This is a genomic window from Pseudonocardia sp. CA-142604 (assembly GCF_050948475.1).
Classification (GTDB): Bacteria; Actinomycetota; Actinomycetes; order Mycobacteriales; family Pseudonocardiaceae; genus Pseudonocardia; species Pseudonocardia alaniniphila.
This window is the reverse complement of sequence record NZ_CP192045.1, coordinates 6,755,961-6,769,817: the sequence shown is the minus strand read 5'-3', so window position 1 is coordinate 6,769,817 and position 13,857 is coordinate 6,755,961. Positions and strand designations below refer to the sequence as shown.

The 13,857-nt window shown below is 70.0% G+C and carries 15 protein-coding genes; 9 read left to right on the top strand and 6 right to left on the bottom strand.

Going from position 1 to position 13,857, the window contains the following annotated elements; all coding sequences use genetic code 11:
• The first annotated feature begins 1 nt into the window (after position 1).
• The 3 genes from ACQPZQ_RS30645 to ACQPZQ_RS30635 all read left to right on the top strand — a co-directional run bounded on the left by ACQPZQ_RS30645 (position 2) and on the right by ACQPZQ_RS30635 (position 3,279).
• On the top strand, positions 2–835 hold the full coding sequence (locus ACQPZQ_RS30645; protein ID WP_433286527.1) for a TIGR03084 family metal-binding protein: 834 nt from the start codon (positions 2–4) through the stop codon (positions 833–835).
• Entirely contained in the window at positions 832–2,547 is a 1,716-nt protein-coding gene (locus tag ACQPZQ_RS30640; protein ID WP_433286526.1) for an acyclic terpene utilization AtuA family protein, read from the top strand. The genes ACQPZQ_RS30645 and ACQPZQ_RS30640 overlap by 4 nt, the downstream gene beginning before the upstream one ends.
• A gap of 228 nt (positions 2,548–2,775) precedes the next feature.
• The gene (locus tag ACQPZQ_RS30635; protein WP_433286524.1) at positions 2,776–3,279 is read left to right on the top strand and encodes a YkgB family protein; all 504 of its coding nucleotides are present in this window, start codon (positions 2,776–2,778) and stop codon (positions 3,277–3,279) included.
• Positions 3,280–3,340: 61 nt separating this feature from the next.
• Here ACQPZQ_RS30635 and ACQPZQ_RS30630 read toward each other — a convergent pair whose 3' ends face one another.
• Entirely contained in the window at positions 3,341–3,910 is a 570-nt protein-coding gene (locus ACQPZQ_RS30630; protein ID WP_433286522.1) for a TetR/AcrR family transcriptional regulator, read from the bottom strand.
• Positions 3,911–4,006: 96 nt separating this feature from the next.
• Between ACQPZQ_RS30630 and ACQPZQ_RS30625 the strand changes: the two genes are divergently transcribed.
• On the top strand, positions 4,007–4,876 hold the full coding sequence (locus ACQPZQ_RS30625) for an NmrA/HSCARG family protein (RefSeq protein WP_433286520.1): 870 nt from the start codon (positions 4,007–4,009) through the stop codon (positions 4,874–4,876).
• A 55-nt stretch (positions 4,877–4,931) separates the two neighbouring features.
• Positions 4,932–5,846 carry an alcohol dehydrogenase catalytic domain-containing protein gene (locus ACQPZQ_RS30620; RefSeq protein WP_433286518.1) on the top strand — a complete coding sequence of 305 codons (915 nt, stop codon included), beginning with the start codon at positions 4,932–4,934 and terminating at the stop codon, positions 5,844–5,846.
• A 45-nt stretch (positions 5,847–5,891) separates the two neighbouring features.
• Here ACQPZQ_RS30620 and ACQPZQ_RS30615 read toward each other — a convergent pair whose 3' ends face one another.
• Positions 5,892–6,332: a hypothetical protein gene (locus tag ACQPZQ_RS30615; RefSeq protein ID WP_433286516.1), complete on the bottom strand. Its 441-nt coding sequence runs from the start codon at positions 6,330–6,332 to the stop codon at positions 5,892–5,894.
• Positions 6,333–6,349: 17 nt separating this feature from the next.
• Complete coding sequence (gene sigJ, locus ACQPZQ_RS30610) at positions 6,350–7,246, bottom strand: RNA polymerase sigma factor SigJ (protein WP_433286514.1); 897 nt, start codon at positions 7,244–7,246, stop codon at positions 6,350–6,352.
• Positions 7,247–7,420: 174 nt separating this feature from the next.
• On the opposite strand from sigJ, the gene ACQPZQ_RS30605 reads away from it, so the two are divergent.
• The gene (locus ACQPZQ_RS30605) at positions 7,421–8,536 is read left to right on the top strand and encodes an NAD(P)/FAD-dependent oxidoreductase (RefSeq protein ID WP_433299424.1); all 1,116 of its coding nucleotides are present in this window, start codon (positions 7,421–7,423) and stop codon (positions 8,534–8,536) included.
• A gap of 36 nt (positions 8,537–8,572) precedes the next feature.
• Positions 8,573–9,385, top strand: coding sequence for a class I SAM-dependent methyltransferase (locus ACQPZQ_RS30600; protein ID WP_433286512.1), 813 nt, complete (start codon positions 8,573–8,575; stop codon positions 9,383–9,385).
• A gap of 53 nt (positions 9,386–9,438) precedes the next feature.
• On the opposite strand, the gene ACQPZQ_RS30595 is transcribed toward ACQPZQ_RS30600, so the two are convergent.
• The gene (locus tag ACQPZQ_RS30595) at positions 9,439–10,284 is read right to left on the bottom strand and encodes an SDR family oxidoreductase (protein ID WP_433286510.1); all 846 of its coding nucleotides are present in this window, start codon (positions 10,282–10,284) and stop codon (positions 9,439–9,441) included.
• A gap of 108 nt (positions 10,285–10,392) precedes the next feature.
• Between ACQPZQ_RS30595 and ACQPZQ_RS30590 the strand changes: the two genes are divergently transcribed.
• On the top strand, positions 10,393–11,316 hold the full coding sequence (locus tag ACQPZQ_RS30590; RefSeq protein ID WP_433286508.1) for a LysR family transcriptional regulator: 924 nt from the start codon (positions 10,393–10,395) through the stop codon (positions 11,314–11,316).
• A gap of 66 nt (positions 11,317–11,382) precedes the next feature.
• Here the strand turns inward: ACQPZQ_RS30590 and ACQPZQ_RS30585 are convergent, their stop codons facing one another.
• Positions 11,383–12,060: an alpha/beta hydrolase gene (locus ACQPZQ_RS30585; protein ID WP_433286506.1), complete on the bottom strand. Its 678-nt coding sequence runs from the start codon at positions 12,058–12,060 to the stop codon at positions 11,383–11,385.
• Between the two features lie 93 nt (positions 12,061–12,153).
• The gene (locus tag ACQPZQ_RS30580; RefSeq protein WP_433286504.1) at positions 12,154–13,131 is read right to left on the bottom strand and encodes a DUF5937 family protein; all 978 of its coding nucleotides are present in this window, start codon (positions 13,129–13,131) and stop codon (positions 12,154–12,156) included.
• A 132-nt stretch (positions 13,132–13,263) separates the two neighbouring features.
• Between ACQPZQ_RS30580 and ACQPZQ_RS30575 the strand changes: the two genes are divergently transcribed.
• Positions 13,264–13,836, top strand: a complete 573-nt coding sequence (locus ACQPZQ_RS30575) for a dihydrofolate reductase family protein (RefSeq protein WP_433286502.1) — start codon at positions 13,264–13,266, stop codon at positions 13,834–13,836.
• The last annotated feature ends 21 nt before the right edge of the window (positions 13,837–13,857 follow it).

Sequence of the window (13,857 nt, the reverse complement as noted above, 5' to 3'; positions counted from 1 at the left end):
CGTGCCCGTCTCGATGACAGCGCTCGCCGACGACCTCACGGCCGAGTCCGCCGAGCTGCGCGGGCTGCTCGCCGGCCTCGACGAGAGCGGTTGGCGGCGCGACACGCCCGCCGAGGGCTGGACGATCGCCGACCAGGTCTCGCACCTGGCGTACTTCGACGATGTCGCCGTGCAGTCCGCCGTCGACCCCGGCGCCTTCCGCGCCGAGCTGGAGCGGATGCGAGCCGCAGGCGGGGTGGACCCGGACGCCGTCGCCGCGCGGTACCGCGATCTGTCCGGGGCCGAGCTGCTCCGCTGGTTCGACCGGTCGCGGGAGCGACTGGTCGAGACGTTCCGCGGGCTCGAGCCGGGGTTGCGGGTTCCGTGGTTCGGGCCGGCGATGAGCGCAGCGTCGTCGCTCACGGCGCGGATCATGGAGACCTGGGCACACGGTCAGGACGTCGCCGACACGCTCGGGGTGGCGCGCGAGCCGAGCGTGCGGCTGCGGCACGTCGCCCACATCGGGGTCGGGGCGCGTGCGTTCAGCTACGCGGTCCACGGCCGTGTGATGCCGGACATCCCGGTCCGGGTCGAGCTCGACGCGCCCGACGGGTCGCTGTGGACGTGGGGCCCGGAGGACGCGGCCGACCGGATCACCGGCCCGGCGCAGGACTTCGCCCTCCTCATCACCCAACGGCGCCACCGGGACGACCTCGCGCTGACGGCCACCGGGCCGGCCGCGCTGGAGTGGGCCGAGATCGGGCAGGCCTTCGCGGGGACGGCGGGCAAGGGCCGCGAGCCAGGACAGTTCAGGGAAGCGGCGCGGCCGACGAGCGCAGGCGAGGAGTCGGCATGAGCAGGCGCGCGGTCCGGATCGGTAACTGCTCGGGCTTCTACGGCGACCGGATCGAGGCGGCCCGCGAGATGGTCGATGGCGGACCGATCGACGTGCTGTGCGGCGACTATCTCGCCGAGCTGACCATGCTCATCCTGGCGAAGGCGCAGGCCAAGGATCCCTCCGCCGGATACGCGCGGACGTTCCTCACGCAGGTCGAGGCCGTACTCGCAACGTGCCTGGACAAGGGGATCCGCATCGTCGCGAACGCCGGCGGGCTCAACCCTGCCGGGTTGGCCGCGGCCATCCGGAAGGTCGCCGCCGAGCTCGGGCTGGATGTCAAGGTCGCGCACGTCGAGGGCGACGATCTGCGCGGCTCGCTGGGGGCGATCACCCCGCCCGTCGAGGGCAAGCCGGTGTCCGCCAACGCCTACCTCGGCGGCTGGGGGATCGCCGAGGCCCTTGCGGCCGGAGCCGACGTCGTCGTGACGGGGCGGGTCACCGACGCCTCCCTCGTCGTCGGGCCGGCGGCCTGGTGGCACGGCTGGGGGCACGGTGACTGGGACGCCCTTGCCGGCGCGGTCGTCGCCGGGCACGTGGTCGAGTGCGGGCCGCAGGCGACGGGCGGCAACTACGCCTTCCTCGACGAGATCACCGACCGTCGCTACCCGGGGTTCCCGATCGCCGAGGTCGCCGCGGACGGATCGTCGGTGATCACCAAGCACCCGGGCACCGGGGGGCTGGTCTCGGTGGGCACCGTCACGGCCCAGCTGCTCTACGAGATCGCCGAGCCCGCCTACCTCGGCCCGGACTGCACCACGCACTTCGACACCATCCGCCTCGCCCCGGAGGGCGAGCACCGGGTGCGGATCTCCGGGGTGCGCGGAAGCGCGCCGCCGCCGACGCTGAAGGTCGCGCTCAACGACGCCGGTGGCTTCCGCAACTCCATGACGCTCGTGCTGACCGGGCTGGACATCGAGGCGAAGGCCGCGCACGCCGAGGCCCTCCTGTTCGACGTGCTGGGCGGCAAGGACCGGTTCGCCGAGGTCGACGTCCGGCTGCTTCGCTTCGACATCCCGGACGCGCCGTCGAACGACCGCGCCACCGCCCACCTGCGGATCACGGTCAAGGACCCCGACCCGCGCAAGGTCGGGCGCGCGTTCTCGGGCGCCACCATGGAGCTCGCGCTGGGCGGGTACGCGGGCTTCCACACCACCACCCCGCCCACCGCGGAGTCCGCGTACGGGATCTACCGGCCCGCGACCGTCGCGCGCTCGGCCGTGCAGCACACGGTCGTCCTGCCCGACGGCGAGCGACGGGTGATCGACGACCCGGAGGTCGGCGAGGTGCCCCAGGTGCCGCACATCTCCGCTCCCGCGGCCATTTCCGACGGGCCGCGGGTGCGGGTTCCGCTCGGTGCGGTGTGTGGGGCGCGGTCCGGGGACAAGGGCGGCAACGCCAACGTCGGGCTGTGGACACGCACGGATGCCGCGTACGCCTGGCTGCGCGGCTTCGTCACGGCCGACAAGGTCCGCGAGCTGCTCGGGCGCGAGGCCGCGGATCTGCCGATCGACGTGTGGCCGCTACCCAACCTGCGGGCGCTCAACGTCGTGGTGCACGGGATCCTCGGCGCGGGTGTCGCCTCGTCGACCCGACCGGACCCGCAGGCGAAGGGCCTGGGGGAGTACCTGCGCAGCCGGCTCGTGGAGATACCAGAGGATTTGCTCGGCTGACGCTACCGCGGGACATCTCGCGGATGTCGGATCCGAAGCCTTCGCGTTGGCTGAGCATTACGCTGCATGTGACAGATCTGAGGCCCTGAGAATCGTCATGAGTTCGTAACGGTAGGCGAGAATTGTCATGGGTCGGTAAGGCGCGATCGCTGCCGATAGATATCGACGACGTTGTCGTGTGACGTACGGTCGGGTTGCCTGTCGCGCAGAGAAGAGGAGCGAAGCCTGGTGCCCGCCGCAACGGAATTCGTCCACATGGTGGAAGAACGGGTCTCGACCGCAAGTGCGATCCTCCTGAGGTATGGGCTCGCCGTGGTAATAGCCTGGATTGGCGCGCTGAAGTTCACGGGCTCAGAGGCGGTTCGCATCCAGCAGTACGTAGCGCCCAGCCCACTCATGAGCTGGATGGACAGCATTCTTGCCGTTCGAACGCTCTCCGGTGTGCTGGGAACCGTCGAGATCGCCGCAGCCGTACTGATCTGCCTGAGGCTGCTGCTCCCTCGTATCTCGGTCGTTGGTTCCGTCCTTGCGATCCTCCTGTTCCTCAGCACTTTGAGCTTTCTGTTCACGACCCCCGGAGTAGGCGATGCCACCGCCGGAGGTTTCCCCGCGCTATCACCGGTCGGTCAATTCCTGATCAAGGATCTGGTCCTGCTGGGCGCTTCGGTCTGGACCCTGGGCGACTCACTGCTTGCCGGCCGGCGGCCAGGGACCCCGGTGGCACGTCGGTGATCGTGTCGGGGTGGATCCGCTCATCCGAAATCGGGACGGTCACGCGGCGAGAAGGTGGCGGTCAACCGGGCACGGCCAGCCCGTACATCGCCGTGGAGAGCAGGCGGGTCATGAGGTCGGAGGGTCCACCTGGTTGCTGCGCCGCCCAGGCCAGGCCCAGCGCGAGCGCGATCACCTCGTAGACCGTCACGTCGGCACGCACCCGCCCGGCCTCCTGCGCACGCTGCAGCAACTTCGCGCCGGCCGCCCGCATCGCCGCGCAGGAGCCGTACAGCTCCGAGTTCTCGTCGGCCAGGGCCCCCATGATCGACTGCGGCAGTCCCTGGTAGGTGCGTGCGCCCGCGGCCAGCTCGCCGAGCCACTCCAGCAACGCGTCCTCCGGCGGCTGCGACGACGAATCGCGCAGCTGCTCCGCGCGCTCGCGCATGGTCTCGAAGTTGCTGTCGAGGATCGCCTCCAGGAGGGCCTCCCGGGTGGGGAAGTGCCGGTAGAGCGTCCCGATCCCGACTCCCGCCTGTCGGGCCACGTCCCGCAGCGATGCATCGGTTCCGTTCGCGGCGAACGCGTCTCTGGCCGCAGCCAGGAGCAGCTTGCGGTTGCGTTGCGCATCAGCGCGGGCTGCGTCCGGCACCCCGAGCTCCTCTCACTTTGACAGCCGGAGCACTGCTCCGTATCGTCAGGAATCGGAGCGGCGCTCCGCTACGACGAGTCTACCCATGGAGAGCAGATGTCACCGGCAGACCGGACGATCCTCGTCACGGAAGCGACCGGACAGCAGGGCGGCGCCTCCGCTCGGTGCCTGCTCGCCGACGGCTGGCACGTGCGGGCGCTGGTCCGCGATCCGTCGAGCCGCGCGGCCACGCGGCTTGCCATGGCCGGTGCCGAACTGGTGATCGGCGACATGGACGACCGCGACAGCGTCGACGCCGCCGTCCGCGGTGTGCACCGGGTGTTCAGTGTGCAGCCCGCATTCATCGCACCGGACTTCGCGGAGAACGAGTTGCAGCGCGGGCTGAGCGTCGCCGACGCCGCGGAGGCCGGCGGCGTCCGTCACCTCGTCTACGCCTCTGTTGCCAGTGCCGACCGGGCTACCGGCATCCCCCACTGGGAGATCAAGTGGGAGATCGAGCAGCACATCCGGGCACTCGGCATTCCCACCACCGTGCTGCGGCCGGTCATGTTCATGGAGAACATCGCCGACCCGACCCACGGCGTCAACGGCACCGACCCACTCGTCCCGACGATTCCCAGGGACGTGTCGGTCCAGCTCATCGCCCTCGCCGACATCGGTGCGTTCGCCGCGCTGGCCTTTGCCGATCCCGACCGGTTCCTCGGCAGGACAATCGAGCTTGCCGGTGACGAACTACGGGTGGACCAGATCCTCGCCGCGACCGGTCGCGCAACAGGACATGACGTGGCCACGGCTGCTCCCGCCCGCCGCGTGCCGAGCAAGATGATGCCGTCGTTCTGCGGCTGGCAGGCCGACATTCCCGCGCTGCGGAGGATCCACCCGGGACTGCTGGACTTCGACACCTGGCTGATGCGGAACGGGAAAGCGCTGCTGGAGCAGCACTTCCACGAGACCGGCGCCCGCTGACGAGCCGCTCGACGCCGCACCACGCACGAAGCACCCCACGAGAAAGGGCATTGTCATGCGCGCGATCCTCACCACTCCCCCCGGGGAGGCCGACGAGGTGGAAATCGTGGATCTTCCCGATCCACGGCCGGCAACCGGACAGATACGCATCAGAATGGTCGGCGCGGCAATCAACCCCGCCGACCTCCACATCATCGACGGCCGCGGTAGAGATTTCGTCGAGGGGGATCCCACCGGCCGGCTCGGCATCGGGCTGGACGTGGCCGGAATCGTCGACATGGTCGGCCCCGACGTCCACGACTTCGCCGTCGGCACTCGGGCCGCAGCCCTCCAGTTCCCCCACGCTCCGCACGCCGTCGCGGGAACTGCGGCCGAATACGTGATCGTGCCGGCTGCGGATGCGGCACCGGTGCCGGACGAGGTCGACCTGCTGGACGCGGCCACCGTTCCGCTGAACTCGCTGACCGCCGCGCAGCTTCTTGCCCTGCTCGGACCCGCCCGAAGCCGTCGTCTGCTGGTTACCGGCGCCGCGGGAGGTGTCGGCGGCTACGTGGTGGCGCTCGCCGCGCGCGCGGGCTGGACGGTGACCGGTCTTGCCCGCGCTGCCGATGCCGACTTCCTGGCCAGGGCCGGAGCTGCCGAGTCGATCACGACCCTCGCGCAGTCGACGGCTTTCGACGCGGTACTGGATGCCGCCCTACTGAACGAGGTGGCGCTGCAATCGGTCCGCGACCATGGGAATTATCTCGGGGTGTTTCCCCGCCTCGAACCTGCGTCCGAACGCGGCGTCACCGTGACCTCGGCGGTGGTGGTTCCCGACGGCGCCCTTCTACGGGAAATGCTCACCCTGACCGCGAAGGGGATTCTGGAAGCACGTCGAGTCGGCACCCTGCCCCTTGACGAGGCCACGCGCGCGTACCGCGCTCTCCGAGCCGGCGGACACCGCGGCCGGTGGGTGCTGACTCCATGACCGCCGAGTCGTGATCGAACCGGCCCGCGGGGGCCGACCCAGGTCTCACGTCCGGCTTCCTGAAGACGAGGCGCTCTGATCGGGTGTGTCCGCCCGTTGCGGTTGGGCTGCGAGCTGACGGCCACGCAGCCAGGCGCCGACGCCGCTGAGGACGGCCTGCCCGGCTATCAGGTACGGGTCGCTGGGGTTACCCCCGATGTCGAGGTCGATCACGTGGTTGATCGCGTGCAATACGCAGATCACGGTGAGGCCGACCAGCACGGCGTATATCGCGTCTCGCCGGAACAGCGCAACGAGCATTCCGATGGCCAGTCCGATGTGGAAGACGCCCATGTCGTGCAGAAAGTGCACATGTATGGGGAAGTTGACGTAGGTGGAGAAGCTTGCCGGCCATCCCCACATCCATACCCCGAGCCCGATGAAGATGCCGGCGCTGACCACGGTGACGGCAGTGACGGCAGCCGATGGAAAACTTCTCTCGTTCATGTACGTGTTTCTCCGGTTCAGTGCTGGAATTTATTCTCGGGCATTGTGGCGAGTTTGTCGGGTGCCCGAACCATGTCGACCCGGGCGATGCGAGCGTCTTCGACCGTCAGAGAGATCACGAAGTCGTACTCGCCGCCTTTCAGGATCGCGAACCCAGGCGCGCCGTTGACCATCACCGGCATCGGACGGTGGTCGCTGCCCAACTGGCTCGCGAGCCCTACCAGCAGCCGCGCAACCCGGTCGGCTCCGTGTACGGGTCGTAGGGCCGCGCGGACCTTTCCGCCGCCATCGCTGGTGAGAGTCACGTCCGGATCGAGCACCGTCATCAGACCGGGTAGGTCACCGTCGATCGTGGCTCGCCTGAACGCGGCCACGACTGCCTCGTGAGTGGCGTGGTCGACCGTGACACGCGGCGTGCCGGCAGCCACGTGCTTACGAGCCCGCGCGGCGAGTTGTCGCACCGCGGCGGGTGTCCGTCCGACAACCTGAGCGACCTCGGAGAACTCCATGCCGAACAGGTCGTGGAGGACCCACGCGGTGCGCTCGGCGGGACTGAGTGTCTCGAGCACCACCATGAGCGCGAAGCTGACGGAGTCGTCGAGCGTGACCCGCTCGGCGGGATCTGATGCGGGAGGTGACTCGAGCCACGGCTCGGGAAGCCACGGCCCGACGTACGTCTCCCGGCGTACGCGGGCGGAGCGCAGGGTGTCGAGGGCGCGGCGGGCGACGACGACAGTGGCCCAGGCCTCGACGTTCTGCACGGGCTCGCTCGCGTGTGCTGCGATCAGCCGTAGCCAACCGTCGGACACGACGTCCTCGGCTTCGGCGTGGCTACCCGTCATGGCGTAGGCGATCCGCTCGAGCCGGGGGCGTGCGCGTGTATAGGCGGTCGCCAGGGAGCGTTCGTCGTTCATGACCGGCCCCTGGCTGCGGCATACACCGCTCCCTGCATATCTCCGGCCACCCTTTCGCTGCCTCGGCTGTGCGGTTTCGCCCGCACCCGTGATCTGGACGACGCAGCACGCGGGCGTGTGACACCGGGACCGTCGTCTCATCCCGACGAGCGGCCCCCAAGGTGGTGCGACCCCATGTCACACGGGCCGACCCTGATTCGTCGTGCTGCCATGACGAACAAGAGAAAAACGGCCGGCGATCGTGTTCTCGTGCTCGGCGCCGGGTACGGCGGGCTGATGGCCGCGCTGCGCGCCGCCGATCAGGCGGACGTCACGGTGATCGATCCTGCGGCCCACTTCAGCGAACGGGTCCGGGAGCACGAGGTGGCTGCCGGACGTCAGGACATCTCGCACCCGCTGTCGTCATTCCTGCGGAAGAAGCGCATCACGCATGTGGCAGCCCGCGTGACGGACATCGACCCTGTTCGCAAGGAGGTGGTCACCGACGACCACAGGCGTCACCCCTACGACCTCCTCGTCTACGCGCTCGGCAGCCGGACGCAGACTTTCGGAGATGGTTCCACTGAAGACGGGCGTCTGTTCACCTCCGAAACTGCGCGTTATCTGCGCAAGCGTCTCGACGACGGCCCGGGCACGTTGACGGTCGTCGGTGGTGGGGCGACAGGCGTGGAGATGGCGAGCGAGCTGGCCGAGTCAGAGCGGGCCTGGAAGATCAGCATGGTCACCGCGGGCGAGGTCGGCCCCGCCCTGTCGGAGAAGGGCCGGACCCACGTGCGCTCGACATTCCGCGATCTGGGCATCAGCCTCGAGGAGGGCCGCCCGGCGGCACCGGAGGATCTCGATACCGACGTGATCGTATGGACGGCGTCCCTGAGGGCCAACGCCGAGATCGCCGGGTCCGCCGGCCTGGCGCTGACCGTGGACGGCCGGATCCAGGTCGACGCGATGTTGCGATCGGTCTCCCACCCCGAGATCTACGTGGTCGGAGACGCGGCCGCAGCGCGCACCGATGCAGCCGGCGAACTGCGGATGGCGTGCGCGACCGCTCTGCCGCTCGGGTCGCGCGCCGGGAGGAACATCGTTGCTGAGCTACGTGGGCAGCGACCGAAGCCGTTGTCCTTCCGGTACTACGCGCAAGTCATGAGCCTGGGACGGCGCAACGGGCTGGTTCAGTTCGTCGGCGCGGATGACAAACCCAAGGACCTGATCGTGACCGGCCGGAAAGCCGCCCTTCTGAAGGAACAGGTGGTCCGCTCGACCGTGCGCTCGTTACGTCTCGCTGCACGCTGACCGCCCGACGAGTCCTCTGACTGCCACCATGGCGGCGTGCGCGATGACGATGGCTACCTGCTGGCCAACCGACAGCGTGAGGCGGGCGTGCGGTTCGACGCGCTCGCCAACCTGTTCGACGCGACGACGTTCCGGCATCTGCAGGGGCTGGGCGTGCAGCCGGGGTGGCGATGCTGGGAGGTCGGGGCGGGCGGTCCGTCGGTGCCGCGCTGGCTCGCCGAGCGCGTGGGCCCGGGCGGCCAGGTGGTCGTCACCGACATCGACACGTCGTGGCTGGACGAGGCGTTCGACGACGCGGGCGGGGCGGTCGTGGACGTGCGGTGCCATGACGTCGGCGCCGACCCCGCCCCCGCGACGGGCCTCGACCTCGTCCACGCGCGCCTGGTGCTCACGCATGTCGCCAACCGGGAGAAGGCGCTGGCGTCGATGGCCGGGGCGCTGCGGCCCGGCGGCGTTCTGCTGATCGAGGAGGCGGACCCCGGGCTGCAGCCGTTGCTGTGCCCCGACGAGTACGGGCCCCCGCAGCAGCTCGCCAACCGCCTCCGCCACGGCTTCCGCAGCCTGCTGGCAGGCCGCGCCGCCGACCTCGCCTACGGTCGCACGCTGCCGCGACTCCTGCGTGGGCTCGGCCTCGTCGATGTCGGGGCCGACGCGTACTTCCCGATCACCGACCCCGCGTGCACGGTGCTCGAACGCGCCACCGTCGAGCAGATCCGCCTACGGCTCGTCGCCGCGGGCATCGCCACCGAGGCGGACATCGACCAGCACCTCGCCAACCTCGACGCGGGTCTGCTGCCCGACCTCGCGACGTCGCCGCTGGTGTCGGCCTGGGGGCGTTCGCGGGCCTGATCGCTCGCGGGCCGGTCGCCCGAGGAAGTGGCGGTGCGTTCCAGGCCTCGCCGTTACGCCATCGCCGCGGTCGCGACGTAGTCGTCGGCGTCGGTGCTCATGGCGATGTCCCGCTGGCTCTCGACCTGTTCGAGGCGCTCGGTCAGTGCGTCGTGGACGCGGGCGTAGGCATCGGAGCCGAGTAGACGACGGCGCGGGGGACAGCGGAGTCGGGCGAGGTCGATCATCGCGCGGGCGACCTTGGTCTGGTCACCGGCCATCTGCTCGAGGGGAATGTCGCCGCGAATGACGGCCGGGTTGTCGGCGTAGGCCGGGTGCGGGGTCGCGTGCACCACGGCGTCGTAGAAAGGCGTTCGGATCATGCCGGGCTCGACCAGCGTGGTGTGGATGCCGAAGGGCTCCACCTCGGGGGCGAGCGCGTCGTAGAAACCTTCGATGCCCCACTTGGTGGCGTGGTACAGCGAGAAGCCGGGGAAGGACATGTGTCCACCCATGCTCGAAAGCTGCAGGATGCGGCCGCCGCCCTGGGCGCGAAGGTGCGGCACGACGGCGCGAGCGAGCTGGATCGAACCGGTGAGGTTCGTGGCGATCAGGGTGTCGATGTGGGTGTCGGTCAGCTCCTCGGCAGCCCCGATGACGCCGCTGCCGGCGTTGGAGACGACGACGTCGATCCGGCCGAGCTCGGCGAACGCGGCGTCGACGACCTCACGGATCTGCGCGGTGTCGGTGACGTCGAGCGCGCGGACCCACAGCCGGTCGCCGTGACGGGCCACGAGATCGTCGAGACGCGCGGGTGTGCGCAGGGTGGCGGCGACGCGGTCGCCGCGCTCGAGCAGCAGCTCGGTGAGGGTGCGGCCGAAGCCGCTGGAGGTGCCGGTGATGAACCAGGTCGTGGTCATGGAGTCGACGGTAGGTCGCAGCGAGCGATCCAACCAGCGAAGGTCTCGCATCTGATGCATGCGCAGCACGCATGGGTCAGACTGGCGTCGTGGACGCCGGTGGGTGGGATGGCTGAGTTGACGCTGCTCGGCCTGCGGGTGGTGAAGGAGGTGGCCGCCCGCGGCTCGTTCACCGCCGCGGCAGACGCGCTGGGCTACACGCAGTCCGCGGTGTCGCGGCAGGTGGCGGCGATGGAGGATGTGGCGGGCGCGCCGCTGTTCGAGCGACTGGCTCGTGGGGTTCGGCCGACCAGGGCCGGTGTCGTGCTGCTGCGGCATGCCGGCTCGCTGCTCGACCGTGCCGACGCCGCGTTGCTGGAGCTGGGCGGGCTTCGGTACCGGTTGGAGGGGCGGGTCGCGATCGGAGCGTTCCCGTCAGCACTCGGGGTGCTCGTGCCGCGCGCACTGGCGAACTTGCGGCGTCGGCATCCCGCCGTCGTCACGATTCTCCGCGAGGGATCGACGCCGACGCACCTGCGCCGCTTGCGGGCGGGACATCTGGAGGCTGCCGTGATCGCGGTCGGTGCGGACCTGCCGCCCTACCGGCTCGACGATCTCCGCATCGACCTGCTGATCGAGGGCGGGCTCTTGGTGGCGGTGCCCGAGACGCACCGTCTGGCCCGGCGCGGCACCGTCGACGTCGCCGAGCTGGAAGGCGAGGCGTGGATCGTCGGCGACGGGGGTGACGGCCCCCAGTTCGGTGTCTGGCCAGGCCTGTCCGACACCTCGCAGATCGCATACACGGTGCGGGACTGGACCGCCCGGCTCGGTCTCGTCGCCGTCGGGCTCGGGCTGGCCGTCATCCCCGCCATGGCCGCGGACACGGTGCCGTCCGGGGTTCGCCTGATCGCGGTGGACGACCCGCGACCGGTCCGACGCTCGGCCGTCGTCGTGACCCGGCCCGACCGATCGCCGAGCGTGGAGGCTCTCGTCAGAGCCCTGCGGGAAGAAGGCTCAGCCATCGCGAGATCGGTCGGGCAATCCGGTCCGTGACGGCCGGAGCGAGCTGAGGGCACGCGCCGGGCTGAGCGCCCCGCGCGCGGCGACGTGGCCTCGTGGTCAGCCCTTGACGATCTCGTCGAGGAGCGCGGCCAGCTCGGCCGGGCGGGACAGGAACGGCGAGTGGCTGGTCGGGATCCGGTGCACGGTCGTGGCGCGGGAGGACATCTTCTCCTGCAGCTCCACCGGGAGCGCGGCGTCCTGCTCGGCGACGATGTAGGCCGACGGGACGGTGTGCCACGCGGCGCGGGTCACGCGGTCGGCGAACGGCTGGTGCAGTTGGTCGACGAGCCGGCTGACGGCCAGGTCGGCTGTCGCTTCGGGGACGTCGGCGTAGAACTTGGCCCGCGGGTCCGAGCCGATCGGGAACAGGCCCTCCGCTGAATCGGGGTCGGGCATGCCGTGCAGGGTGTACATCGACTCGTCGACGTCCGGAAAGTAGGCGGCCAGGTAGATGAGCCGCTGCACGCTGGGCAAGCCGGCCGCGCCCTCGGTGGCCGGGATGCCGCCGTACGAGTGGGCCACGACGACGACCGGACCGCTGATCGCCTCGACCGCCGCGCGAATCACCTCGGCGTCCTCCCGCAGGCCGCCTCGTGCGTCAGGGCCGGAAGTGGACAGCTTCACCGCGCGGCTCGCGTAGCCGAGGGCGTCGAGCTCCCCGCGCAACAGATCCCAAGTGGACGGAAGGTGCCAGGCGCCGGGAACCAGGACGAATGTGGGCCGCTGAACCGTCATAACGCTTCCCCCGATTATCGGACAGCATGTCCGGACACAGTGTACGTGGGTCGGCCCGACCGCCTCCGCACATGATCACTGATCGCGAGCCGGCTATTCGGTGATGACGTCGCCCCGTGCGGTTCTGCGGTAGAGCACTGTTCTGGTGGTCCGGGTGCGGGATACGAGTCCGCTGGCGTGCAAAACGGACAAGTGCTGGCTGATGGCTCCGGGAGTGAGCCCCATCCGGCGGGCGAGCTCGGTGGTGGTGGCCGGCTCCGCGAGGGTGATGAGGATGCCGGCACGGGTCCGGCCGATCAGGGCGGCAAGTGCATCGGGCGGAGGTGGAGCGGCCTCCCACAAGGTCGCGACGCCCCGGACCGGATAGGCGATCATCGGCTGGTACGGCTCACCGGCGAACCCCGGCTTCCGGCGACCGGTCAACTTGCGCACCCACGGCCACCCCATCGCGTGTGGCACGAGGGTCAGTCCGGTTCCCGAGAGCTGTCCGGTGTACTCGAAAGGATCGGCGGCGGTCAGCCGGTCGCCGTCGAGAGTGACTGTCTCGTGCAGGTCGTCGAACAGGGCGTGCAGGCCGCCGCCGGCGAGTCGTTGTGACCGCCACAGCACGTCGGCGTCGAGCAGGCTCAGGATGCGGGGCCAGTGCTCGGCCATCGCCACGTCCCAGTACCTCGCGAGCGTGTCGACGATGCGGACGAGGGCGGCCTCGGGGTCCGCACGGATCCGGTGTGCCACCTCCTCGGGCACGTTCGGAACGTCGGCGATGTCGCTGATCACTCGCTGCGGTTCGGTACGAAGGACCGCGTCGAGCTCGGTGGCGATGTCGGGCTGCGGTTGGGACGGCGCCGGGGTGATGAAGTCGGCGATCCACCCGTGCACCGGAGCGATCGCGAACACCTCGGCGAGATCGAGGTCGGCCACCGAGGCACGGGTCGCACGCACCCAGGGCAGGTGCAACGAGTGCTCGCCCGGCGCGCGCAACACCACCAGGCTGAACACGAGCTCGAACAGCGGCGAGAACGCGAACCTGATCCGCGCGACGTCCTCCGGCAGCAGCCGCCACACGATCATCGAGTCTCCACGCTGGTTCCGCCCGCAGTGCAAGCCTTTAGTTCTGGCTAAAAGTATCGGGCGATCCCGACGAACCGGCCAAGGTCGGCAGCGGCGTCGAACGGCGGCGCCGCCGGATCGAGGAGGCTCGCAATGAGCAAGATCGTGCTGGATGTGTCGATGTCCTTGGACGGGTTCACGACCGGACCGAACGTCCGCGACGAGGAGCCCATGGGCGACGGTGGCGAGCGGCTGCACGAGTGGCACGCCGGCAAGGGGCCGGACGGCGAGGTCGACCTGGCCGTCTCGAGGGAGCTGAACGCAACGGTAGGCGCCGCCGTCATCGGACGGCACACCTTCGACCTCGGGTTACGCCCGTGGGGCGGTACCCCATGGCCTGGCGTCTCCACCTTCGTGGTCACCCACCGGACCAGGGAGGACCTCCTCGGTGACAACGGCGGAACGTTCACCTTCGAGGGGCTGCAGGCCGCGGCCCGGCACGCCAAGGAGGCCGCGGGGGACAAGGACGTCCGGGTGCTGGGTGCAGAGGTCGCTCGCGAGTTGCTCAGGGCGGGCCTGCTCGACGAGGTGTTCATCCATCTCGTCCCGATGCTGATGGGGGAGGGCACCCGGCTGTTCGCCGGCGAGCGTGCCGAGTTGATCCCGGTGGGGGGACCTGTCGGGGGCTCCGTGACCCACCTGCGCTACCGCGTCTCGAAGCCCTGACGCCATTCCGACGAGGGAGGG